Origin of the sequence: Pseudomonas cannabina, assembly GCF_900100365.1 — a bacterium.
Taxonomy (GTDB): domain Bacteria; phylum Pseudomonadota; class Gammaproteobacteria; order Pseudomonadales; family Pseudomonadaceae; genus Aquipseudomonas; species Aquipseudomonas cannabina.
Genome location: NZ_FNKU01000001.1, coordinates 4,168,379 through 4,192,399, shown reverse-complemented (window position 1 = coordinate 4,192,399; position 24,021 = coordinate 4,168,379). Strand labels below are relative to the sequence as shown.

Sequence of the window (24,021 nt, the reverse complement as noted above, 5' to 3'; positions counted from 1 at the left end):
TCGGAATCACGAACAAATCCCTTGAGCGCTATTGCTGGTGACACTCCGAGTTACAGACTAATCGCCCAAGCTTAAATGAAACTGAATGCGATGGCTCTGGAATGCGGGTTTGCACGATAGTGCCAAGTTCGACACAGCAATGACATTTGCCCGCCGGGGCGACAAAAGGCGTCGCAGTCCAGCTTGAAACTCTCGCGTCGATTCAAACCCAGACGTTTGACCGCGATGGCGTGGCGTTGTGCTAGCAGGTCGGCAAACGGTCCTTCACCGCGCATTCGCGAGCCGAACTGGCTGTCATACAGTGCGCCGCCGCGGGTCTGCCGAATCAGGCTCATCACATGCTCAGCCCGTTGCGGGTAATGCGTTTTCAGCCAATCGTCGAACAAAGGCGCGACCTCCAGCGGCAGACGCAGCATCACGTAACTTGCGCTCAATGCACCGGCGTCCCTGGCTTCATTGAGCAGCGCTTCCAGTTCGTGGTCATTGATCATCGGAATCATCGGCGCGCACAACACACCGACCGGCACGCCGGCGTTACGCAACACCCGAATCGCCCGCAAACGCGCCTTGGGCGCTGCTGCCCTTGGTTCCAGGATGCATTTGAGCTCGTCATCCAGTGTCGTCAGGCTGATGAAGACCGATACCAGCCGCAATTTCGCCATTTCCGCGAGCAGATCCAGATCGCGCAGGATCAGCGAGCCTTTGGTAATAATGCTGACCGGATGCCGATAGCGCAGCAGAACTTCGAGCGTGGCGCGGGAGATCCGGTATTCGCGTTCGATGGGCTGGTACGGGTCGGTGTTGGCCCCCAGCGTGATGGGCGCGCAGCGGTAGCCCGGTTTGGAGAGTTGCTGCTCCAGCAGCGCCGCCGCATTGGTCTTGGCGATCAGTTTTGTCTCGAAGTCCAGCCCTGGTGACATGTCCCAATAGGCGTGGCTGGGCCTGGCAAAACAATAGATGCAGCCATGCTCGCAACCGCGATAAGGGTTGATCGACCGATCAAAGGGAATGTCCGGCGAACTGTTGCGGGTGATGATGCTCTTGGCGGTCTCGTGGGTGACCTGAGTGCCCTGCGTCAGCGGGACTTCCTGATACCAGCCGTCATCCTCCGCAACCGACTGGCTGGGCGCGAAGCGATTGTGCGGATTGCTGGCGGTACCACGACCACGAATCGGGGAAGGGCTGGACATGGAGGTTTGCTCGTATACTGTTTATTTGTACAGTACAGTATGCTTCGCTTGATGCGGCCTGCGAAATGACGGGCGGTAGGGCATGGGGCGAGGTGGGGTCGTCGGGTGAGGCGCGATACCTTCACCCGGGTGCCTGTCGAAACAGGTTTACTCGTCGGACTTTTTAGTCAGGTCGACGGGCACTGCAATGGGCTCATCCAGGTCGGAAGCCGCGGCCGAGGCGCAGTAGCGATCCTTCTCTTCGCGTGCTTCACGAGCGATACGCGCATTCTTGAAACGCCGGCGTATCCACAAGCCCAGGCCAAGCAGCAGCAGCGCGCCTAGTACCCACAGCTCGTATTTTTTGATATTGCCCAGCAGGCCTTCGAGAATTGCGCCGAAATGGTAGGCCGCCGAACCCAGCGCTGCCGCCCAGACCGCAGCGCCAATACCGTTGAGCAGCAGGTAGCGCCCGGGTGGATAACCGGACAGGCCGATGGCCACCGGCATCACCGTTCTCAAGCCGTAGACAAAACGAAAGCCGAGCACCCAGATGTCCGGGTGCTTGCGAACCAGCCTGAGGGCCTTGTCGCCCATCAGTTGCCAGCGAGGCTTGCGCGCCAGGAGCTTGCGACCGTGTTTGCGCCCCATGAAATACCACAGCTGGTCACCCGCATAGCTGCCAAAAAAGGCGACGATGATGACGATGTTGAGGTCCATGTATCCACGAAACGCCAGGAATCCAGCGAGCACCAGAATGGTCTCGCCTTCAAAAAAGGTGCCGAGGAAGAGGGCAAAGTAGCCGAATTCGTTCAAGAAATTCTGGAGCATTGTCTGGATGCTGGCGAAGTGAACGCGCAGCCTAACGCGCCCAACGCAAGGATGAAAGTGTCGATATGTGTCTCGACGTTAAAGATTCTTGCAACCACAATGGTCGTATCCCCATAAGGGCCATGGCCGCGACGTGCAGTCGCAGGTCGAACCATGACTGTCACACATTGGTCATAATGGCGGCTTATAACTGTCGCGCTTGCCCGTGTAAGCGGGCTCAGGAGTCTCGCCGTGAGCTTTACCCCCGCAAACCGCCTGTTTCCTCTCACTCGTCTGCGCCGTAATCGCCGCGACGACTTTTCCCGTCGGCTGGTGCGTGAAAACGTAGTCACCGTTGACGATCTGATTCTCCCCGTATTTGTACTCGATGGTGAAAACCGTCGCGAGTCCATCGCATCGATGCCAGGCGTCGAGCGCCTGAGTGTCGATCTGCTGCTCGAAGAAGCCGAAAAATGGGTCGCGCTGGGTATTCCTGCGCTGGCGCTGTTCCCGGTGACCCCGCCGGAAAAGAAATCCCTGGACGGTGCCGAAGCCTGGAACCCGGACGGTATCGCTCAACGCGCCACCCGCGCCCTGCGTGACCGCTTCCCGGAGCTGGGCGTCATCACTGATGTGGCGCTGGACCCGTTCACTACCCATGGTCAGGACGGCATCCTCGATGAAGAAGGTTATGTGCAGAACGACATCACTGTCGACGCACTGGTCAAGCAGGCGCTGTCCCATGCCGATGCGGGCGCTCAGGTTATCGCGCCTTCAGACATGATGGACGGCCGCATTCAGGCCATCCGCGAATCTCTGGAGCTGGCCGGGCACGTCAATGTTCGAATCATGGCCTACTCGGCCAAATACGCCAGTGCCTACTACGGCCCGTTCCGCGACGCGGTGGGTTCTTCGTTGAACCTGGGCAAGGCCAACAAGGCGTCCTATCAAATGGACCCGGCCAACAGCAACGAGGCGCTGCACGAAGTGGCCGCCGACCTTGCCGAAGGTGCTGACATGGTGATGGTCAAACCCGGCATGCCTTATCTGGATATCCTTCACAGGGTCAAGGATGAGTTCAAGGTGCCGACATTTGTCTATCAGGTCAGTGGTGAATATGCGATGCACATGGCAGCAATCCAGAATGGTTGGCTGAGTGAAGGGGTGATTCTCGAATCCCTCACTGCCTTCAAACGCGCAGGTGCCGACGGCATTCTCACTTATTTTGCCGTTCGTGCCGCTCAACTGTTGAAGGGGCAATAGCCTCACAGGAACACTCATGAATACCGAAGCACTCATCGAAGCCGCTGTTGAAGTCGATGTTCAGGAGGCGACGCCCATGGTTGAACCTGATATCGAAGTAGTCCCGGCCATCGAGGCGCCTGCCGCTTTGGTGCCGGCCATCGTCGCGCCGAACCTGGACGACAGCAGCCTGTATATCCACCGCGAACTGTCCCAGTTGCAGTTCAATATCCGGGTACTGGAACAGGCGCTCGATGAGTCCTACCCGTTGCTGGAGCGGCTGAAGTTTCTGCTGATCTTCTCCAGCAACCTCGATGAGTCCTTCGAGATTCGTGTGGCCGGTCTGAAAAAGCAGATCACGTTTGCCCGTGAACAGGCTGGCGCAGATGGCCTGCAGCCGCATCAGGCGCTGGCCCGAATCAGCGAACTGGTTCACGGTCATGTCGACCGCCAGTACGCCATTCTCAACGACATTCTGCTGCCTGAGCTGGAAAAGCATCAGGTGCGCTTCATTCGTCGTCGTCACTGGACCGCCAAGCTCAAGGCCTGGGTGCGTCGTTATTTCCGTGACGAGATCGCGCCGATCATCACCCCGATCGGTCTGGACCCGACGCACCCGTTCCCGTTGCTGGTCAACAAGAGCCTGAACTTCATCGTCGAACTGGAAGGCATCGATGCCTTCGGTCGCGACTCCGGCCTTGCGATCATTCCTGCTCCGCGCCTGTTGCCGCGCGTGATCAAGGTGCCGGAAGACGTGTGCGGGCCTGGCGATAACTTTGTGTTCCTGTCGTCGATGATCCACGCACACGCCGATGACCTGTTCCAGGGCATGAAGGTCAAAGGCTGCTATCAGTTCCGCCTGACCCGAAACGCCGATCTGGCGCTGGACTCGGAAGACGTCGAAGACCTGGCGCGGGCCCTGCGCGGCGAACTGTTTTCGCGTCGTTACGGCGACGCGGTCCGCCTGGAAGTGGCCGATACCTGCCCGAAACACTTGTCGGATTACCTGCTCAAGCAGTTCAACCTGAACGAGTCCGAGCTGTATCAGGTCAATGGCCCGGTCAACCTGACGCGCTTGTTCAGCATCACCGGCCTGGACAGCCATCCGGAGCTGCAATACCCGCCGTTCACGCCAGCGATCCCCAAGCTGCTGCAGAACAGCGAAAACGTTTTCAGCGTGGTCAGCAAGCAAGACATTCTGCTGCTGCACCCGTTTGAATCCTTTACGCCAGTGGTCGATCTGCTGCGTCAGGCGGCGAAAGACCCGCATGTTCTAGCGGTTCGCCAGACTCTGTATCGTAGCGGTGCCAACTCGGAAATTGTCGATGCGCTGGTCGATGCCGCGCGTAACGGCAAGGAAGTCACGGTGGTGATCGAGTTGCGTGCGCGTTTCGACGAAGAGTCGAACCTGCAACTGGCCAGCCGTCTGCAAGCGGCGGGCGCGGTGGTGATCTACGGCGTGGTCGGTTTCAAGACTCACGCCAAGATGATGCTGATCCTGCGCCGCGAAGCGGGCGAGATCGTGCGTTACGCGCACCTCGGGACCGGCAACTATCACGCCGGCAACGCGCGTCTGTACACCGACTACAGCTTGCTGACCTCCGACGACGCGTTGTGCGAAGACGTCGGCAAACTGTTCAGTCAGTTGATCGGCATGGGCAAGACCCTGCGCATGAAGAAGCTGCTGCATGCGCCATTCACGCTGAAGAAGGGCATGCTCGACATGATTGCCCGCGAGACGCAGTTCGCGCTCGACGGCAAACCTGCGCACATCATCGCCAAGTTCAACTCGCTGACCGACCCGAAGGTCATTCGCGCGCTGTACAAGGCCAGCCAGTCCGGTGTGCGTATCGATCTGGTGGTGCGCGGCATGTGCTGCCTGCGTCCTGGGATTGCCGGGGTCTCGCACAACATTCATGTGCGCTCGATCATCGGCCGCTTCCTGGAGCACACGCGGGTGTTCTACTTCCTCAACGGCGGCGACGAGCAGATGTTCCTGTCGAGTGCCGACTGGATGGAGCGCAACCTCGACAAGCGTGTCGAGACCTGCTTCCCGGTGGAAGGCAAGAAGCTGATTCTGCGGGTGAAGAAAGAGCTGGAAAGTTACCTGACCGACAACACCCACAGCTGGCTGTTACAATCGGACGGGCGTTACATTCGCAGCACGCCGACCGGCAATCAGAACGCGCGGAGCGCTCAGGCGACCCTGCTGGAGCGCCTGAGCAACCCGGTCCTCAGCGTACGCTGAAGACGATACCGACTCGGGCCAGCCACTCCGCTTCCAGCGCGAAGTCGGCCTGAGTCAGCTGGTTGTTTTCCAGCCAGCCTTCCGGGAACTCTGCATCGAGGCTCGGGCCGTCGGCACGTAACACCACGCGTGGCATCTCCTGGGTGCCACGGATGTGGTGAAACAGAATCGCAAAGCGCAACAGCACGCACAGGCGAATCAGCTTGATGCCTTCCGCGCCAAACTCGGCGAACTTGTCCTTGGGAATGTTACGGCGATGACCGCGGACCAAAAGGGCGAGCATTTGCTGGTCTTCGCGTGAGAATCCGGCAAGGTCCGAGTGCTCGATCAGATAGGCGCCGTGCTTGTGATAGTGGTAGTGGGCGATGTCCAGCCCGATCTCATGCACCTTGGCGGCCCAGCTCAGCAGTTCGGCGTAACTCTCGTGTTGTAATTCCCAGCTTTCGGCAACCTGCTCCAGCGCATGCAGTGCTTTGGCTTCGACGCGTGCGGCCTGTTCCAGATCGACGTGGTAACGCTCCATCAGCGAGCTGAGCGTGCGCTCACGCACGTCTTCGTGGTGATGACGACCCATCAGGTCGTACAGCACGCCTTCGCGCAGCGCACCTTCGCAATGGTCCATGCGCTTGAGTTCAAGCGCGTCGAAAATGGCTTCAAGAATTGCCAGGCCCGCCGGGAATATAGTGCGGCGGTCAGGTTTGATGCCGTCGAAGTCGATCTTTTCGACGTCACCCAGCTTGAGCAGTTTGCGCTTGAGCCAGGCCAGCCCTTCGGCGTTGACCTCGCCTGCACCGTAGCCGTTGGCCTTGAGCGCCACGCCAATGGCGCGAATGGTGCCCGATGAGCCGATGGCCTCATCCCACTTCAGGCGATGCAGTGCATGCTCGATGCTCATGATTTCGAGGCGCGCCGCGGTGTAGGCCTGGGCGTAACGGGCGGGTGTCACCTTGCCGTCGCGGAAGTAGCGCTGGGTGAAACTCACGCAGCCCATCTGCAGGCTTTCACGCAGAAGTGGCTCGAAGCGCTGGCCGATGATGAACTCGGTACTGCCGCCGCCGATGTCGGCGACCAGACGTTTGCCCGGCGTATCCGCCAACGTGTGGGACACGCCCAGATAGATAAGGCGGGCTTCTTCGCGGCCGGAAATCACTTCCACCGGATGGCCGAGAATTTCTTCGGCGCGGTGAATGAAATCGTTGCGGTTGCGTGCTTCGCGCAGGGCATTGGTGCCGACGATGCGCACCGCTCCGTGCGGCAGACCGTTGATCAACTGAGCGAAGCGTTTCAGGCAGTCGAGACCGCGCTGCATGGATTCTTCAGACAGCTGGCGCTCTTCGTCGATGCCTGCGGCCAACTGCACCTTCTCGCCGAGGCGCTCAAGAATACGGATTTCGCCCTGATTGGCTTTCGCGACAACCATATGAAAGCTGTTTGAGCCCAGGTCGATAGCGGCGATCAGTGAAAGATTCTTGGGTGTGGAGTGCGGCATGATCAGAAAATCCAGTTCGATAACCGCACCATCGTGCCACGATCCATGCCTGCCGCCAACGCGAAGCTGTCCAGGCCCGGGAAATACCCGGTATTACTCTCGCGACGTGGCGCATGGCTATCGGCTCGGTGCGATAGTTCTGTAACTATCGTGCGACGCTCTGTGTTCCCATGTCGGAGCGCTCGGCGTTATACATACGTCATGAAGAGCCCGCAGAATGGGGCGCGCAGGCTTCTGGCCGAAGGCCGTGGGGGCGTCATGCTTCTGGCTGGAGGAGTGGGAGTGGACCGGGCGACGCTTCGCTTGTCCACGACGACAGTGTTTCAGGCGATGCATCTTCGGCGGATGTACCGGCCCTTTCGCGAACAAGTTCGCTCCTACAGGGGCGGGGCGTCGAGCCCTGCGTCCGATCTTGACGGTGCTGCGTGTCACGCCTGTTCCGTGGTCCCGATGAAGTTCGCCAGTTCCGCAGTTTTCGGGTTGGCAAACAGGACTTTCGGGTCGCCCACTTCGTGCACCTTGCCCTGATGCATGAACACCAGTTTGTCGCCCACTTCCCGGGCGAAGCGCATTTCGTGGGTCACCATGATCAGGGTCATGCCGTCAGCCGCCAGTTGGCGCACCACGCTGAGCACTTCATTGACCAGCTCCGGGTCCAGCGCCGAGGTGATTTCGTCGCACAGCAAGACCCGTGGCGACATGGCCAGTGCGCGGGCAATGGCCACGCGTTGTTGCTGGCCGCCGGACAGGCGATCCGGAAAAGCGTCGAACTTCTCGCCCAGCCCGACACGCTCCAGCATCTTTCTCGCCAGCCTGGCGGCTTCTGCCTTCGGCACCTTCTGCACGACCTGCGGCGCGAGCATCACGTTCTCGCCCACGCTCAAGTGCGGAAACAGATTGAATTGCTGAAACACCATGCCGACCTTCTGGCGCAGGGTGCGCAGGTCGGCGCGCGCGGCATCCAGATACTCGCCGTCGACTTCGATCACGCCATCGTTGATCGATTCCAGCCCGTTGAGCGTACGCAACAGGGTGCTTTTCCCCGAGCCGCTGCGGCCGATGATGGCCACCACCTGGCCTTCTTCGACCGACAGATCGATGCCCTTCAGTACGTGGTGATCGCCATAGTATTTATGCAGGGCGGAAATTCTAAGCAGAGGCATGCAGTCTCCTTTCCAGATGGCGCGCGCACAGCGACAAGGGATAGCAAAGGATGAAGTAGCCCAAGGCAACGAAGCCATAGACCATGAAAGGTTCGAACGTGGCATTGGCCAGCATGCTGCCGGTCTTGGTCAGCTCGGTGAAGCCGATGATCGAGGTCACCGCGGTGCCTTTGACCACCTGAACGGAAAAGCCCACCGTCGGTGCAACCGCGATGCGCAGCGCCTGAGGCAGGATCACGTAACGCATCTGTTCCAGCGGCGTCATTGCCAGGCTGGCGGACGCTTCCCACTGGCCCTTGGAAATCGACTCCACGCAGCCGCGCCAGATTTCAGCGAGGTAGGCGCTGGTGAACAGCGTCAAGGCCAGCGCAGCGGCGGCCCATGGCGAAATATTCATGCCCATCAAGGCCACACCGAAGAACACCAGAAACAACTGCATCAACAGCGGTGTGCCCTGAAACAGTTCTATATAGAGCTTGGCAATCACGCGCGGGCCGGATTTTTCCGAGGTGCGCATGCCCATGATCAGCAAGCCGATCAACCCGCCGCCGATGAACGCCACCAGCGACAGGGCCACGGTCCATTGCAGGCCGATGAGCAGGTTGCGCACGATGTCCCAGAGGGTGAAATCCATCAGCGGCTCCTCGATATGTAACGTCTACCGATCCAGGCCAGCAACTGGCGGATCAGCAGCGCCATGGCCAGGTAGATCAGCGTGGTCACGATGTAGGTTTCAAACGACCGGAAGTTACGCGATTGAATGAAGTTGGCGAAGAAGCTCAGCTCTTCGGTGGCAATCTGCGAACAGACAGCCGAACCCAGCATCACGATGATGATCTGGCTGCTCAGCGCCGGCCAGACCTTGCCCAGCGCTGGAACCAGCACCACGTAACGAAAGGCTTCGTAACGATTCATCGCCAGTGCAGCCGACGCTTCAAGCTGGCCCTTGGGAATTGCCTGAATGCCTGCGCGCACGATTTCGGTCGAATAGGCCCCCAGATTGACGACCATCGCCAGCACCGCCGCCTGCCACTCCGTGATCTGCACGCCCAGCGACGGCAAACCGAAGAAGATAAAGAACAGCTGGACCAGAAACGGCGTGTTGCGGATCAGCTCGACGTAGATCGCGAAGATCGTCGCAAAGGGCTGGATCTTCCAGGCCCGGACGACGGCACCGACAATCCCGAGGCTGACACCGAGCAAGGTGCCGATGGCGGTCAGTTCCAGCGTGAACAAAGCCCCGCGCAACAGCACGTCGAGGTTTTGCAGGACCGGTGTGAAGTCGAAGTGATAAGCCATGGGTGGATCCTGTGACCGAAAAAGCAGTAATCAGAGATCGGCAGGCAGCGGTTGCTTCAGCCAGGTCTGGGATGCTTTTTCCAGTGAGCCGTCGGCCTTGGCGGCGTTCAGAATTTCGTTGACCTTGCCCAGCAGTTCCGGCTGACCCTTATTCACGCCGACATACACCGGTGAGTCTTTGAGCTTCACTTTCAATGCCGGAATACGCTTGGGATTGCGCTCGCTGATGGCGACCATGACCACGTTGCCGCTGGCGATCAGATCAGTCTGGCCGGCGAGGTAGGCGGCGATGGTCGAGTTGTTGTCTTCAAAGCGCTTGATGGTCGCGCCTTCGGGTGCAACGTTCGACAGCTCGATGTCTTCGATCGCGCCACGGGTCACGCTGATGGTTTTGCCTTTCAAATCGGCGATGTCTTTGACCGGAGAATCAGGTGGGCCGAAAACCGCCAGGTAAAACGGCGCATAAGCACGGGAGAAATCGATGACTTTCTCGCGGTCAGGGTTCTTGCCCAGGCTGGAGATCACCAGATCGACCTTGCCGGTGGTCAGGAACGGAATGCGGTTGGTGCTGTTGACCGGTGTCAGTTCCAGCTTGACCTTCAGCTTGTCGGCCAACAGCTGCGCAGTATCGATATCCAGGCCGCGCGGCTTCATGTCCGGCCCGACCGAGCCGAATGGCGGGAAGTCCTGTGGCACGGCAACCTTCAAGGTGCCGCGCGCCATGACGTCGTCCAGGCCGTTGGCATGCGCGGGTGTCTGGCTCAGCATCATGCTGGCAAACAAGGCAGTAAGCAGAGCGCTGTAACGCTTGGTCATATGAAATCTCCGGGCGGAACGAAAGATGTTGGCCTTTCTCCAGTGCACAGCGCATGCCATTCGCCTGATGAGCACCATAAGCCGTGGTTTTCAGCGTGTTTTTGGTCTTACTGGTCTGAACAGTCAATGCATGCGTCGCCCTGCTTTGGCGCGCTTGCAGGCCTTGCCGCCCCAGCGCTGGGCGTCGCTTGCCGAATGATCGGGATGACGTTAAAAGGGATTTTCACCGGACTGACTGGCCTGAACAGTGATGCCGAATACTTCGCTCGCAGTACCCGAATCAGCCCTCCGGGCCATTCGCAAGTTGATTGCCGAACAAGGGTATAAACCTGGCGAAAGCCTGCCGTCGCAACGCGATCTGGCGGTTTTGCTGGGCGTCAGTCGTGCGTCGCTGCGTGAGGCTTTGTCGTCGCTCAGCGCCTTGGGTGTGGTCCGTGTGCAACCAGGCAAGGGCGTGTTCGTCCAGTCCGTTTCTGAACCAGAACAGCGCACGAGCGGGTTTTCCTGGCCGTTCGAAGCCCGGGTTTCACCCGCCGACACGTTTCAGTTGCGCTACGCACTGGAAGGTTTCGCTGCAGGGCTGGCGGCAGTGACGCTGACCGCCGACGAGCGCGATGTGCTGGAAGACAATGTCGAAGCCATGCGTCTGGAGTTGCGCGCCGGCGACTTCGAAGCCGCCGCCCGGCTGGATTTCGACTTTCACCGGCACATCCTCGTCGCCAGTGGTAATCAGGCGATGCTGGGGATTGTCACGGCAGGCGCCGATATTTTCCTCGAAAGCCAGAAAATGCCGTTCATCCGCGCCGCCAGGGTAATGGAAACCTGGCAGGAGCACCGCAAGATCCTGCGTGCGCTGGCCCGGCATGCCTCGGGTCCGGCGCAAAAAGCCATGCAGGAACACATACGAGGCGCAGCGCTGCGCACTGGCATCGTCTTCGTTTCCCCCGCGAACTGAACGACTGCCATAACCTCAGTCATGCCGCGCGATAGCCAGACTCAATGAAGCTTCGCTTCCTGAATGGCATGAGGACCGTTATGATGGTCGTCTTTTAGCCTACGACCTCGGAGACTTCCATGAGCAACGAAAAGATCAAACACGTCACCGATGCCACCTTCGAAGCTGAAGTACTCAAGGCTACGGGTCCTGTGCTGGTTGACTACTGGGCCGAGTGGTGTGGTCCGTGCAAGATGATTGCCCCGGTACTGGACGAAATCGCCAACACCTACGACGGCAAGCTGACCATCGCCAAGCTGAACATCGATGAAAACCAGGAAACTCCTGCCAAACACGGCGTGCGCGGTATTCCTACGCTGATGCTGTTCAAGAACGGCAATGTCGAAGCCACCAAAGTAGGCGCACTGTCGAAGTCGCAGCTGGCTGCATTTCTGGACGCCAACATCTGAAGCACTCCAAAGCCCCGCAAATAGCGGGTTTTTTTTCGGGCGTCGTACTAGACGCCCGGAAAATCAGGTGGTACATTCGGCCCCGCAACGGCTTCTCCGTTGCCCCCTGCTAGCCGTCGCCGACGCTCTCCTTTCGATTTGCACGCGATCCTGTCGCCTTCTTTGCGGCGCGGCCTCATTAAGCCAAAAGCTTAATTTCCCCCTCCATACATGATTACGTCATTCCCCATATGAACCTGACTGAACTCAAGCAAAAGCCGATCACCGAATTGCTCGAAATGGCCGAACAGGCTGGCATAGAAAATATGGCCCGTTCGCGCAAGCAGGACGTCATTTTTTCCCTGCTGAAACGGCACTCTAAAAGTGGCGAGGAAATATCCGGTGATGGCGTGCTGGAGATTCTCCAGGACGGCTTCGGTTTCCTGCGCTCTGCAGACGCTTCCTACCTGGCCGGCCCGGATGATATCTACGTCTCCCCCAGCCAGATCCGCCGCTTCAACCTGCGCACCGGCGACACCATCGTTGGCAAGATCCGTCCACCGAAAGAAGGTGAGCGTTATTTCGCTCTGCTCAAGGTCGACACGATCAACTACGACCGTCCGGAAAACGCCAAGAACAAGATCTTGTTCGAAAACCTGACGCCGTTGTTCCCGACGATCCGCATGAAGATGGAAGCCGGTAACGGTTCCACCGAAGACCTGACCGGTCGTGTGATCGATCTGTGCGCGCCGATCGGTAAAGGTCAGCGCGGTCTGATCGTTGCTCCGCCAAAGGCGGGCAAGACCATCATGCTGCAGAACATCGCGTCGAACATCACGCGTAACAACCCGGAAGTCCATCTGATCGTTCTGCTGATCGATGAGCGCCCGGAAGAAGTGACCGAAATGCAGCGCACCGTGCGCGGCGAAGTGGTTGCCTCGACGTTCGACGAACCGCCAACCCGTCACGTACAGGTTGCCGAAATGGTGATCGAGAAGGCCAAGCGCCTGGTCGAGCACAAGAAAGACGTCGTTATCCTGCTCGATTCCATCACCCGTCTGGCTCGCGCCTACAACACCGTCATCCCGAGCTCCGGCAAGGTACTGACCGGTGGTGTCGATGCTCATGCGCTCGAGAAACCAAAGCGTTTCTTCGGTGCTGCGCGGAACATCGAAGAAGGCGGCTCGCTGACCATCATCGCCACCGCACTGGTTGAAACCGGTTCGAAGATGGATGAAGTCATCTACGAAGAGTTCAAGGGTACGGGCAACATGGAGCTGCCGCTGGATCGCAAGATCGCAGAGAAGCGCGTGTTCCCGGCCATCAACATCAACCGCTCCGGCACACGCCGTGAAGAGCTGTTGACCGCTGATGACGAGTTGCAGCGTATGTGGATCCTGCGCAAGCTGCTGCACCCGATGGACGAAGTCGCGGCTATCGAGTTCCTGATCGACAAGCTCAAGCAGACCAAGACCAACGACGAGTTCTTCCTGTCCATGAAACGCAAGTAACAGACAGGCTGAATCAAAAAATGGTGTCCTTCGGGGCACCATTTTTTTGCCTGCGCGCCGCGGATTAGCTGCCTTGAAGGGCGGGAGCAGGTAGGATATGCGTCTATTTGGATAAATGGCCGGGTTAATGAAATTCAAAGATCTAAGGGATTTCGTGCAGCAGCTTGAGCAGCGCGGCGAGTTGAAGCGCATTCAGATGCCGATCTCGCCTGTGCTGGAAATGACTGAAATCTGTGACCGGACTTTACGTGCCAAAGGCCCGGCCCTGCTGTTCGAAAAACCGGTCGGTTTTGATATTCCGGTGCTGGGTAACCTGTTCGGTACGCCCGAGCGCGTGGCCATGGGCATGGGCGCCGAAGCGGTCAGCGAGTTGCGCGAGATCGGCAAATTGCTGGCCTTCCTCAAGGAGCCCGAGCCGCCCAAGGGCCTGAAAGACGCCTGGTCGAAACTGCCGATCTTCCGCAAGGTCATCGCCATGGCGCCCAAGGTGGTCAAGGACGCGCCCTGTCAGGAGATCGTCATCGAGGGTGATGACGTCGACCTCGGCATGCTGCCCGTGCAGACCTGCTGGCCGGGCGATGTGGCGCCGCTGATCACCTGGGGCCTGACCGTGACCAAAGGCCCGAACAAAGAGCGCCAGAACCTCGGCATCTATCGCCAGCAGGTGATCGGCCGCAACAAAATCATCATGCGCTGGCTCAGCCATCGCGGTGGCGCGCTGGACTTTCGCGACTGGTGTGCCAAGCATCCCGGCGAGCCTTACCCGGTGGCCGTTGCGCTGGGCGCTGACCCGGCGACCATCCTGGGTGCCGTGACGCCGGTCCCGGACAGCCTCTCCGAATACGCCTTCGCCGGGCTGCTGCGGGGTTCGCGCACCGAACTGATCAAGTGCCGTGGCAGCAACCTGCAAGTGCCGGCCAGCGCCGAAATCGTGCTCGAGGGCGTGATTCATCCGGGCGAGATGGCCAACGAAGGCCCTTACGGCGACCACACCGGTTATTACAACGAAGTCGACAGCTTTCCGGTGCTGACCGTCGAACGCATCACCCATCGCATCAAACCGATCTACCACAGTACCTACACCGGTCGTCCGCCGGATGAACCGGCGATTCTGGGCGTCGCGCTGAACGAAGTGTTCGTGCCGATCCTGCAAAAGCAGTTCCCGGAAATCGTCGATTTCTACCTGCCGCCCGAAGGCTGTTCGTATCGCATGGCGGTGGTGACCATCAAGAAACAGTATCCCGGTCATGCCAAGCGCGTGATGCTGGGTGTCTGGTCGTTCCTGCGACAGTTCATGTACACCAAGTTCGTGATCGTTACCGATGACGACATCAATGCGCGTGACTGGAACGATGTGATCTGGGCCATCACCACACGCATGGACCCCAAACGCGACACGGTGATGATCGACAACACGCCCATCGATTACCTCGATTTTGCCTCTCCGGTGTCTGGATTGGGATCAAAAATGGGCCTGGATGCCACTAACAAATGGCCAGGCGAGACCGCGCGTGAATGGGGCAGGGCGATCGTCAAGGACGAAGCCACGACCCGTCGTGTGGACGAGATCTGGACTCAGTTGGGAATAGATTGATGCGCGTAACCTTGCAGCCGTCAGGCGCGGTGCTGGAAACCCTGCCGGGCGAGCGGATTCTCGATGCAGCGCAGCGCCTGGGCTACGACTGTCCGCAGAGCTGTCGCAACGGCAATTGCCATGTCTGCTCGGCCTTGCTGGTCGAGGGGCGGGTGATGCAGTCGGGCAAAGAGCTCGATCACGGCGAGATTCATACCTGTGTGGCCGAGCCGCTAGAAGAGTGCGTGGTGCTGTGGGACGGCGTGCTGGCCAGAGGCGAGCTGCCGGTGCGCAGTTTTGCCTGCCAGGTCAGCGAATGCGTCGAGATCGGTGGTGATGTCTGGCGCGTCGGCCTGCGCGCTCCTGCAGGCAAGGCTCCGCGCTACCACGCCGGGCAGTATTTGATGATCGAGCGCGAAAATGGCGAGAAGTCCGCATTCTCCATCGCGTCCGCTCCACACACAGGGCGGGATCTGGAGCTGCACGTGCTGGTTCGCGAAGACAGTGCACGCAGCCTGATTGAACAGTTGCAGCGCAACAAAATGGCGCGAGTCGAGCTGCCGTTCGGCGATACCCATCTGGCCGACCTGCCGGAAGGTCCGCTGGTGCTGATCGCCGCAGGCACTGGCATGGCGCAGATGAACAGCCTGATCGAGCACTGCCGCGCCAACGGTTTCAAGCATCCGGTACACCTGTATTGGGGCGTGCGACGGCCTGGCGATTTCTATCAGGTCAGCCACTGGGAAGAGTGGACGAAGCTGCCCAATCTATTTCTGCACAAGGTGGTCAGCGACCTGTGTGGCTGGGAAGGGCGCTGCGGCCTGCTGCATGAAGCGGTCTGCGAAGACATCAAGGATCTGTCAGCGGTCCACGTCTACGCCAGCGGCTCGCCGGCGATGATTTACGGCACGCTGGACGCCCTTGTTAGCGCCGGCATGGACGCCCATCAGATGCGCGCTGATGTATTTGCCTACGCCCCGCGTCCATGACGCCGGACTGACGGTAAGGCAAATGGAGTGTAAATTGCTTCAACTGCTTATAACTTCTGGCGCTGTCACTGAGTCGCCAGACGATTTTTGGCAAGACAGGCCTGTGGCCTGCGGAATAAACCGAACCACGACACCCTGATGCCGCTCATCCACGAGCGAGTCAGCGGGGCTCGGTAAAGACTGTCAGTCAGCCTGTCAGGGAGGCAAATGGAGAATCCAGTCAACGAGTTGGCCGCGGCGGTACACGACGGCCTTGGCCTGACGTATCCGCCTGTTATCGATATGGGCCCGCAACTTACCCGCGAGCAACTGCTCGCATCCATGAACGCCACCATGCGTCGCCACAAGGGCGGTCCGGTCTGGCTGTTCGCCTACGGCTCACTGATCTGGCGCCCCGAGTGCACCGCCGTAGAGAGCCAGCGCGCGCGGGTGCATGGTTATCATCGCGGGCTCTACCTGTGGTCCCACGAGCATCGCGGTACGCCGGAAGTACCGGGTCTGGTCTTTGGCCTGGATCGCGGCGGCTCCTGCACCGGCTTTGCCTATCGGCTGCCGGATGAATGCCTGGAAAAGTCGTTGTTGGCACTCTGGGAACGCGAAATGCCGTACCCCTCGTATCGCCCGCACTGGCTCAATTGCCGCCTTGAAGATGGTAGAAAAGTGCAGGCATTGGGGTTTGTCCTGGAGCGGCATTTGCCCAGCTACGCGGGCAACCTGCCGGACAGCGTGCTGAGCCATGTGCTGGCCACCGCCAGCGGGCGTTATGGAACCACCCGCGAGTACGTGGAGCAGACCGCCAAGGCCCTGCGTAACCACGCCATGCCGGATCTTAATCTGGAGGCGCGGCTCGAACGCTGCAAGTCGGCAACCGCCTGACTCAGGCTTTGGGGGGTGGAGCGCGTCGCCCGTGGTGTCGCGAGACGTGCTGGCGACCTGCTTATGGCGCAGCGTCGGCGCAAGGAACGCCATCGCCAGAATGCACGCGCCGATCAACAACACGAAGCCGCCATCCCAGCCCAGCTTGTCAACCGTGTAGCCCATCGCCGCACTGGCGGCGACCGAACCGCCCAGATAACCGAACAGCCCGGTGAATCCGGCTGCCGTGCCCGCAGCCTTCTTCGGCGCGAGCTCCAGCGCCTGCAAGCCGATCAGCATCACCGGGCCGTAGATCAGGAAGCCGATGGACACCAGCGCGATCATGTCGACGGTCGGGTTGCCGGGCGGGTTCAGCCAGTACACCAGCGTGGCAATTGTCACCAGAAACATGAACACCATGCCGGTCAGGCCGCGATTGCCCTTAAAGATTTTGTCCGACATCCAGCCGCACAGCAGCGTGCCCGGAATGCCCGCCCACTCGTACAGAAAATAAGCCCATGAAGTCTTGTCGACCGAAAAGTGCTTGGCTTCCTTCAGGTAGGTCGGTGCCCAGTCCAGCACGCCATAGCGCAGCAGGTAAACGAACACGTTGGCCATCGCGATATACCAGAGGAATTTGTTGCGCAGCACGTATTTGACGAAGATTTCCCGGGCGCTGAATTCTTCTTCGTGGCTCGCGTCGTAGCCTTCCGGATAATCGTTCTTGTAGTGCTCGATGGGTGGCAGGCCGACCGATTGTGGCGTGTCGCGCATCATGACGAACGCAAATACCGCAACCAGCAGCGCCACCGCCGCTGGCACATAGAACGCCGCGTGCCAGTCATTGGTCCAGCCCAGGCCCAGCAGGAACAGCGGACCGATCAGACCGCCGCCGACGTTGTGCGCCACGTTCCACACCGACACCACACCGCCCCGCTCTTTCTGCGACCACCAGTGAACCATCGTCCGCCCGCTCGGTGGCCAGCCCATTCCTTGCGCCCAGCCATTGATGAACAGCAGCACGAACATGATCGTGACACTGGACATGGCCCACGGCGCGAAACCGAAGATGAACATGATCCCCGCCGAAACCAGCAAGCCAAACGGCAGGAAGTAACGCGGGTTGGAGCGGTCGGAGATTATTCCCATGAGGAATTTCGATAAGCCGTAGGCAATCGCAATGGCAGACATCGCCACGCCCAATTGGCCGCGCGTGTAACCCTCGTCGATCAGGTACGGCATCGCCAGTGAGAAATTCTTGCGCAGCAGGTAATAACCGGCATAACCGATAAAGATACCGGCGAAGATCTGCCAGCGCAGGCGGCGATAGGTACTGTCGACTTTTTCTTCGGGAAGGGGCGGCTGGTGCCTGGCAGGACGAAAAAAACCAAACATGGGAAAGCTCCTGATTATTATTTTTTTGTGAAAGTGAATATTACATTTTCATTACAGAAAAAAGCAGTGCCTCCCGGCTGATTCTTCGTAGGAAAAGGGGACGACTTAGTGTTCTTTTACGAACATTAGGAAGACGTTTGTTGGTGTGTCACGAGTTCAGGATCGGTCCTACAGGCGTCTCGGAAGTCTTGTACTTACGGGGCTGCTGGACGCCTCTTACCATCGTCGTCATTGCGCCCACGGGGTGCGTCGAGACGATGAGCTAACCTGACAATGAGAATTTTCGCGTTTATTCTTCCCGTAGTACTGGTGCAGCCGCTCTGCGCAGCCGAGTCATTTCTGGTGCCGGTTCACACACCCACACCGGTTTTCCCGTCCGAACTGATCAAGACCCGTTACGCAGGCAAGGTGCGCGCCCAGCTGTGGATCAAGTCGGATGGTCATGTCATTGAAGCCAAAGCCATCGAGAGCGGCCATCCGCAACTGGCCGAAGCGGTCGAGCAGGCGCTCCGTCAGTGGCGCTACAAACCCTGGATCGGAACAGTCGGCGCGCCGCCCCAAACCACCATCACCGTCCCCGTCATTTTCGGCTCCCACGGCTATCGACGCTTCAACACCGAGGTCACCGTCGGCCTCGGCAACATTCGCTGCGGCTACCTCAACGAAGAAGTGAAATCCGCCCGCGAGGACTACCCCAAAGAGCCGCTGAGCAAGGTCGATGTGTTTGCGTACACCGGGCAAGTGCTGTTCAGCAGCCACGTCGCCCGCCAACGCACCGAACCCCAGCGCAAGGCCCTGCTCGAGCAGTTGGGTGCGTCGATACCCACGGTCATCAGCTCCTGCCGACGCAACCCTGATCGCCCGTACGGTGACTACCTGCCCGCGCCGATCAAGTCGTTGCTGGTCGGGTTGGCCGAGCAAGCGGAGGGCAGCGAATGAGCCGCGTGCCGAGTGCGCTTGTGCTTGCGGGGTTGCTTTCGGCGGAGGCAGCACAGGCGTTGCCGTCGTATCCGGTGCCGTTGTATATGCCGGAGCCGGACTATCCGGTGTCGATGGGTTATGCCTTGGTAAAAAACAGTGTCACCGTCAGAATTTTCATTCAGGCCGACGGAGGCGTGCGCTTTCTTGAAGTGCGAGGGGCAACTGATCCGAGGTTCATCAGCCTGACCCGAAGTGCTGTTGAACAATGGACCTTTGAACCCTGGGAGCCACCTGACTCTCATCCCGAGGGCGAAGCAGTCACGGTCACGTTTAGCTTCACAGGGCGAACACACACCCACCCGCCGCTGACATCCAATGCCGAGCTGAAGCAGGAGTTGTGCTGGCAGTTGAATAGGGAAATGTTCGAGGGGCGCAAATGGCGGAAGGACGTCAAACCGGACGTGGTAATGCGAACAGAGCTGTACCTGTCGAGCGGTCCGGTCATAGAGCAATTCCTCACCCTGGACGAGCGTCAGGCACTGGTTCTTGAACTGCTGGAGGCGACGCCGGGCATTATCGCTCAGTGTCAAAAAAATCCGATGCGCAGGTACGTGGATTATTTGCCGGAGAATGTCAGGAAGGTGTTGTAGGGGTCCCTGGCGGTACAGGCAATTTGAACTCAGTGTCCCACCTGACGATGAGCCAACATGAAAATGAGAACATCCGCGTTCGTGTGCCAGCTGATGATTAAAGCGCTCGGTGTGCTTGTTATCGCGAGCTTGCTTCTGGACAGTGCTGCGCAGGCTTTGCCGTCGTATCCGGTGCCGTTGCATATGCCGGAGCTCGAGTATCCAGCAAACCTGCGTCATCCGTTTGTCGAGGGTGAAGTCACTGTTCGGATCTTTATCAAATCCGATGGCTCTGTTCGATTCCTTGAGTTGATCAATTCAACTGACCCCCGGCTTATTGACGTGGCCAGACGTGCTGTCGAGCAATGGCGCTTTGCACCTTGGACGCCACCGGCTTCTCACTCGGAAGGCGAGGCCATAAAGGTGACTCACTACTTCAGAGAGAAACCGGGTAAGGATGTGACTGTGCATGAAAATATCGAGCTTAAGAAATTGTCCTACGGGCACCTCAACCGTGAACTCGAAAAGTATGAGGAAGGAGCGTGGGGAGGCAGGATGCCTATTGAACCCACTATTTTTCGCAGGACCGAGCGATACCTGAGCAGCGGCGCGTTGATTCAGCTCTTTCTCTCTGCTGAGGACCGTCAGGCGCTGGTTTTGGAACTGCGGGAGGCGGAGCCGAGTATTGTCGGCAAGTGCCGAGATAATCCGATGCGTAAGTACGTGGATTATTTGCCGGAGCATGTGAGGCAGGCGTTGTAGTCGTTTGGTCTGTTGAGAAAGCTTGCGTTAGTTCCACTTGATGCACTGTGCCGGGACCAACGCATCAGTGCCTTGGTCCCGGCCTTGCATGAGAACTCAGTGAGTCGCGCTCGTAGCTTGAATCGCTTCAAGCTGTCGCATGTCGAGCGCCCCGTGAGCGCTGATCGCATTCGAAAAGTCGGTGATCGCGATTTCGATGGATTCTTTCAATATCCTGATCGCACCTTCAACGTCTTGTGATACATCAGGCCCGAACGTTACCTGCACTGCATGGCGAGACTCCGCCTCACGAGTGCGGGCTTCTTCTACCAAGCGCTGCGCCAACGCACGCTCGGCTTCCTCGATCTGGCGCTGGGCCAGTTGCAGCGCTGCTTCTCGGGTTCGCTGCTGCGCAGCTTGCTCTTCTGCCACTCTTTGCGCTGCCGCTTCAGCCTCGGCTTGTGCGCGAGCTGCTTCTTCTGCCTGGCGCCGGGCTGTTTCTTGAGCTTGACGCTGAGCCAAACGCTCAACGTGCTGCCGGTGCTGCTCTTTGATACGAGCGTGCAACGATTCGAGGTTGGTTTTTAGGGAGGCGCTGATTTATTCGATTTTTCGTCCCTGCAACGCTCTGGAGGCCTTGATTTATCTGGGGGCAACAGCTGGGTTTTAGAATAAATCAGCGTCTCCTTAGTTCGTTTAAAAAGCGAATGCTTTCCATGTGAAACTGCGCGTATACCGTCATCGAGAAAAAATCAATAGGTATAATACCAGTAAGGTTAAGAGAGTTCAGCCGAGCGTTCATCTCTATATCTGGCTTTGTCCACGGAGTAGCGTCCAACTCAATAGGTATATTGTCGATATGATCTTGACGTAATGGAACGCGCTTGCTTGTGATCAGGCTATTAATGGCTTGTATATGTCGATTGGTTATGTCGATATACTCCAATCCTCCCCAGTCGCCAACCTGAACAGCAAGTTCCGCTCGAAGGAAGTCGGGTAATTGCTGCAGATGATGATGTAATTCTTCCATGGGTGATTTTCCTTTTTATATAGTGTCTCGCCAATAGCGTGTTGGGTATTTAATTTTTGAATCCAGGCTTGCCATTTTTTGCTCGCCATTCTTTGATTACTTTTAAAATTCCCTCGGGGGTGTCTTCTTGACCTTCGTCAGGATAAAAGATTACGTCTGTTTGCGCTGGGTGCTCTGTTATTTTAACGAAGTGCTCAACTGTTCGATCCATGTGTTTAACAAATTCATCGCCATGAAGTTGACTGTGTTCAGAAGAGAGTCCCCTTAGAAATTCCAAAAATTCTTCTTCAGTATAATCTTCTATTTTTTCTTTAAAGATCATTTTTTGGGCTCCTGTGATGATCAATGTGTTGCCTCGGTGTCATGATAACCAAGTTGTTGATGTCATAAACCGCGCCACCATTTGAAATGTGATCTTTATGGTGTATTTCAAATTTCGTACGGCCTCCGGCTTGGTCGCTGAGTCTAGGGTAGGGCGCACCGCCATCTCGCATTATTTCAAGGTTATGCTGAGTAAACTGTTTACCTAAGGAGCCGCTGATTTATTCGATTTTTCGTCCCTGCAACGCTCTGGAGGCCTTGATTTATCTGGGGGCAACAGCTGGATTTTAGAATAAATCAGCGGCTACCTAAGGAGGCGCTGATTTATTCGATTTTTCGTCCCTGCAACGCTCTGGAGGCCTTGATTTATCTGGGGGCAACAGCTGGGTTTTAGAATAAATCAGCGTCTCCCTAACTCGGGATCATTGGCTACGGCTATCCAAGTTGCTTTCCTCAATGAATCAAAATTACCAAATCGTCGTCCACGCAATTGATCTGCGATATGAGCCGGAATTGATGCGCCCTCTGCCCGAGTTTTGTCCCCTAACCAAACCCCATTGACCGCCTCGCCATACCCACTCGCAACCCCCGGAATCGACCTTGGGTCCTTGAACAGCAGGTAGGTGTTCGGAAGCCCTGAATCAATGGGGGAGATGAGAATGTAGTCGTCGGGATCATCTCGATCAACCGCTGGGTAAGCGTCAAGCTCCGGTACAAAAGGTGTCACCGCGTTGCCTGGATCTGTCGGCAGCACCGGCGGTCCCGCGGGCGAGCGTGTCGAACTGTCCGCCGGTCGATCTATTGGCGTCCATATCAGTGCGGGTGTTGACTCCCCGTCGCGGATAAATTCGTAGGAATTGTTCTCTGCGTTATAGGTGAACGTTCTTACACGCACTTTGGTGCCAACGTTCACACCATCCGAATCCACCCAGCGCACAGCGCCACTCGTTTCAGCTTGGTTCGACACCAGGCGATGAGGGACGTCGAGCGTACCTTTGACGCTGGCAACGTATTCCAGATCGATATGCGGCGGCAGGTTGAGCTGCGACAGGGGAGTGGCGACGACAGCAGGCGACAGTTCTGCATCGCCCAACGGTTGTGGATACATCGCCAGCAACGTAACCAGATTGCTGCCCAGCGTTCTGGTCGCAATCCTGATGATCTGGTCTTTCGCGATGTTGGTCGCGACGGTTCTGATACTCGACGCTGTGCTAGTCGTTGCTGCAGGGGCAATAACTGACCACAGCTTTTCGATGCCAGCGGCCTGTCGGGATGATGTGCGCTCTGCATCCTGACTCGCCGTTTTATTGGCCAGCGACAGCTCGGCATGACGAATGGACAGCGCTGCCGACTGCTCATTGAGCAGTGTGATCGACTCAGCAAGAAGTTTAGCTTCGTAGATTTTGGATAACGAGCGTGTCCACGCTTCATGGGCCTGCTGTACGCGAGCGGGATCACCTTGGCTATGGTGCTCGAGATAGTTTCGATAATCCTGCTGTGTGGAATGGAGTCTGCTTGGATTCAGCTGTTCAGCAGCAATTTGCCTGTCTAGGGAAGGTCTGAAAAAGCCTTTTCTTCAAAAGTCGAAGCCAGTAAATACAGGCGCTCCAGCCCGGTTCCTCTCCAAAAAAATGGGCTTTTTCAGAGGATACCTAGTTGTTCTCGCTTACCTGAAAGCAAATAATTTATAGTGGCTTTTTCATTAAGTATTAAATCCGAGAGCTGTTGTTCGCTCACGCCCTTGAAGTCTGGAGTCAAACCAGAATCGACTTCTTTCTGAATGGAGCTTTTAAGTAATTCAGTGGATATTGCATGAGTCGATGCCAGTTCCGATTGAACTATCGGATAAGCATCGGACAGTTTCTCAATAAAATTACGATGTGGCTTACTTCTCTCGGCTCGAGCATATGCCTCTGCTTCCGCTCGGGCTCTTTCAGCGGCTTCTGCTTGAATTCTAGCGTGAGGAGCTGCATGTTTTGCGGCCTGACGTTCTGCCAGTGCCTGGGCCTCTGCATGTGCTTTCGCTGCTGCTTGCTGTTGTGCACGAGCATGCAGGCGTCTGCGTCTGCGTTTACGACTAGACGCCCCAGTGTTGGTAAAGCCACTTCCAAAGAAGCCAGTATTTTGTGGCTTGGGCGAGCTGCCGTGACTTATGTTAACGGTCCCGCTTGTCCGGTCATGCAATATATTTGTTTGTCGCTTTTTTCGTGTGGCCATACAGTTCTCCTTGTCTGTATGGCTATGTTGTTTGAGTCTTTAAGCATTGATGACATACCTATGGAGACGCTGATTTATTCTAAGGAGGCGCTGATTTATTCGATTTTTCGTCCCTGCAACGCTCTGGAGGCCTTGATTTATCTGGGGGCAACAGCTGGGTTTTAGAATAAATCAGCGTCTCCCTAAGTATCCTCTGAAAAAGCCCATTTTTTTGGAGAGG

General features: G+C 57.7%; 19 protein-coding genes and 4 pseudogenes. 11 read left to right on the top strand and 12 right to left on the bottom strand.

Translation table 11 applies throughout. From position 1 onward, the window contains the following. Positions 1-134 precede the first annotated feature (134 nt). Positions 135-1,190: pseudogene (locus BLT55_RS19810) on the bottom strand (PA0069 family radical SAM protein); the annotation flags it as partial. A gap of 147 nt (positions 1,191-1,337) precedes the next feature. Then, positions 1,338-2,000 (bottom strand): DedA family protein, encoded by a 663-nt coding sequence (locus BLT55_RS19805; RefSeq protein ID WP_055001757.1) that lies wholly within the window; start codon positions 1,998-2,000, stop codon positions 1,338-1,340. A 231-nt stretch (positions 2,001-2,231) separates the two neighbouring features. On the opposite strand from BLT55_RS19805, the gene hemB reads away from it, so the two are divergent. Then, positions 2,232-3,242 carry a porphobilinogen synthase gene (gene hemB, locus BLT55_RS19800; RefSeq protein WP_055001758.1) on the top strand — a complete coding sequence of 337 codons (1,011 nt, stop codon included), beginning with the start codon at positions 2,232-2,234 and terminating at the stop codon, positions 3,240-3,242. Positions 3,243-3,318: 76 nt separating this feature from the next. After that, entirely contained in the window at positions 3,319-5,469 is a 2,151-nt protein-coding gene (gene ppk1 / locus BLT55_RS19795; protein ID WP_223862742.1) for a polyphosphate kinase 1, read from the top strand. On the opposite strand, the gene ppx is transcribed toward ppk1, so the two are convergent. The 5 genes from ppx to BLT55_RS19770 form a co-directional block, all read right to left on the bottom strand. After that, a complete protein-coding gene (gene ppx / locus BLT55_RS19790) occupies positions 5,456-6,958 on the bottom strand; it encodes an exopolyphosphatase (protein ID WP_055001760.1) in 1,503 nt (500 codons plus the stop codon). The two genes, ppk1 and ppx, sit on opposite strands and share 14 nt — an antisense overlap. 428 nt (positions 6,959-7,386) lie before the next feature. Next, entirely contained in the window at positions 7,387-8,121 is a 735-nt protein-coding gene (locus BLT55_RS19785) for an amino acid ABC transporter ATP-binding protein (RefSeq protein ID WP_055001761.1), read from the bottom strand. Beyond that, a complete protein-coding gene (locus tag BLT55_RS19780) occupies positions 8,108-8,758 on the bottom strand; it encodes an amino acid ABC transporter permease (RefSeq protein ID WP_042912225.1) in 651 nt (216 codons plus the stop codon). The genes BLT55_RS19785 and BLT55_RS19780 overlap by 14 nt, the downstream gene beginning before the upstream one ends. Beyond that, on the bottom strand, positions 8,755-9,420 hold the full coding sequence (locus BLT55_RS19775) for an amino acid ABC transporter permease (protein ID WP_007248152.1): 666 nt from the start codon (positions 9,418-9,420) through the stop codon (positions 8,755-8,757). Before BLT55_RS19775 ends, BLT55_RS19780 begins: the two co-directional genes overlap by 4 nt. A gap of 30 nt (positions 9,421-9,450) precedes the next feature. Further along, the gene (locus BLT55_RS19770; RefSeq protein ID WP_055001762.1) at positions 9,451-10,236 is read right to left on the bottom strand and encodes a transporter substrate-binding domain-containing protein; all 786 of its coding nucleotides are present in this window, start codon (positions 10,234-10,236) and stop codon (positions 9,451-9,453) included. Positions 10,237-10,486: 250 nt separating this feature from the next. Here BLT55_RS19770 and BLT55_RS19765 point away from each other — a divergent pair, with 250 nt between their 5' ends. The 6 genes from BLT55_RS19765 (at position 10,487) to BLT55_RS19740 (ending at position 16,568) form a co-directional block, all read left to right on the top strand. Continuing rightward, entirely contained in the window at positions 10,487-11,191 is a 705-nt protein-coding gene (locus BLT55_RS19765; RefSeq protein ID WP_055001763.1) for a FadR/GntR family transcriptional regulator, read from the top strand. A 119-nt stretch (positions 11,192-11,310) separates the two neighbouring features. Beyond that, a complete protein-coding gene (gene trxA / locus BLT55_RS19760; protein ID WP_007248149.1) occupies positions 11,311-11,640 on the top strand; it encodes a thioredoxin TrxA in 330 nt (109 codons plus the stop codon). 230 nt (positions 11,641-11,870) lie between these two features. Then, on the top strand, positions 11,871-13,130 hold the full coding sequence (rho, locus tag BLT55_RS19755; protein ID WP_007248148.1) for a transcription termination factor Rho: 1,260 nt from the start codon (positions 11,871-11,873) through the stop codon (positions 13,128-13,130). 127 nt (positions 13,131-13,257) lie between these two features. Next, positions 13,258-14,724, top strand: a complete 1,467-nt coding sequence (ubiD, locus tag BLT55_RS19750) for a 4-hydroxy-3-polyprenylbenzoate decarboxylase (protein ID WP_055001764.1) — start codon at positions 13,258-13,260, stop codon at positions 14,722-14,724. Continuing rightward, positions 14,724-15,692 (top strand): CDP-6-deoxy-delta-3,4-glucoseen reductase, encoded by a 969-nt coding sequence (locus BLT55_RS19745; RefSeq protein WP_055001765.1) that lies wholly within the window; start codon positions 14,724-14,726, stop codon positions 15,690-15,692. Before ubiD ends, BLT55_RS19745 begins: the two co-directional genes overlap by 1 nt. Before the next feature lie 207 nt (positions 15,693-15,899). Next, positions 15,900-16,568 (top strand): gamma-glutamylcyclotransferase, encoded by a 669-nt coding sequence (locus tag BLT55_RS19740; protein ID WP_007248145.1) that lies wholly within the window; start codon positions 15,900-15,902, stop codon positions 16,566-16,568. Between the two features lie 54 nt (positions 16,569-16,622). Here BLT55_RS19740 and glpT read toward each other — a convergent pair. Further along, a pseudogene (gene glpT / locus BLT55_RS19735) lies at positions 16,623-17,942 on the bottom strand (glycerol-3-phosphate transporter); the annotation flags it as partial. Between the two features lie 273 nt (positions 17,943-18,215). Between glpT and BLT55_RS19730 the strand changes: the two are divergent. The 3 genes from BLT55_RS19730 (at position 18,216) to BLT55_RS19720 (ending at position 20,254) form a co-directional block, all read left to right on the top strand. Further along, positions 18,216-18,881, top strand: coding sequence for an energy transducer TonB (locus tag BLT55_RS19730; protein WP_055001767.1), 666 nt, complete (start codon positions 18,216-18,218; stop codon positions 18,879-18,881). Further along, positions 18,878-19,513: a hypothetical protein gene (locus tag BLT55_RS19725; protein WP_055001768.1), complete on the top strand. Its 636-nt coding sequence runs from the start codon at positions 18,878-18,880 to the stop codon at positions 19,511-19,513. Before BLT55_RS19730 ends, BLT55_RS19725 begins: the two co-directional genes overlap by 4 nt. Positions 19,514-19,606: 93 nt before the next feature. Beyond that, positions 19,607-20,254 carry a TonB family protein gene (locus tag BLT55_RS19720; protein WP_055001774.1) on the top strand — a complete coding sequence of 216 codons (648 nt, stop codon included), beginning with the start codon at positions 19,607-19,609 and terminating at the stop codon, positions 20,252-20,254. A 96-nt stretch (positions 20,255-20,350) separates the two neighbouring features. Here BLT55_RS19720 and BLT55_RS34015 read toward each other — a convergent pair. The 4 genes and pseudogenes from BLT55_RS34015 to BLT55_RS34830 all read right to left on the bottom strand — a co-directional run. Further along, positions 20,351-21,263: pseudogene (locus BLT55_RS34015) on the bottom strand (hypothetical protein). A gap of 49 nt (positions 21,264-21,312) precedes the next feature. Beyond that, complete coding sequence (locus BLT55_RS19710; protein ID WP_055001769.1) at positions 21,313-21,585, bottom strand: bacteriocin immunity protein; 273 nt, start codon at positions 21,583-21,585, stop codon at positions 21,313-21,315. Then, the gene (locus BLT55_RS34555) at positions 21,575-21,805 is read right to left on the bottom strand and encodes an HNH endonuclease signature motif containing protein (protein WP_397389522.1); all 231 of its coding nucleotides are present in this window, start codon (positions 21,803-21,805) and stop codon (positions 21,575-21,577) included. The genes BLT55_RS19710 and BLT55_RS34555 overlap by 11 nt, the downstream gene beginning before the upstream one ends. A 182-nt stretch (positions 21,806-21,987) precedes the next feature. Further along, positions 21,988-23,801 (bottom strand): annotated as a pseudogene (locus tag BLT55_RS34830) (S-type pyocin domain-containing protein); the annotation flags it as partial. Positions 23,802-24,021: the final 220 nt, after the last annotated feature.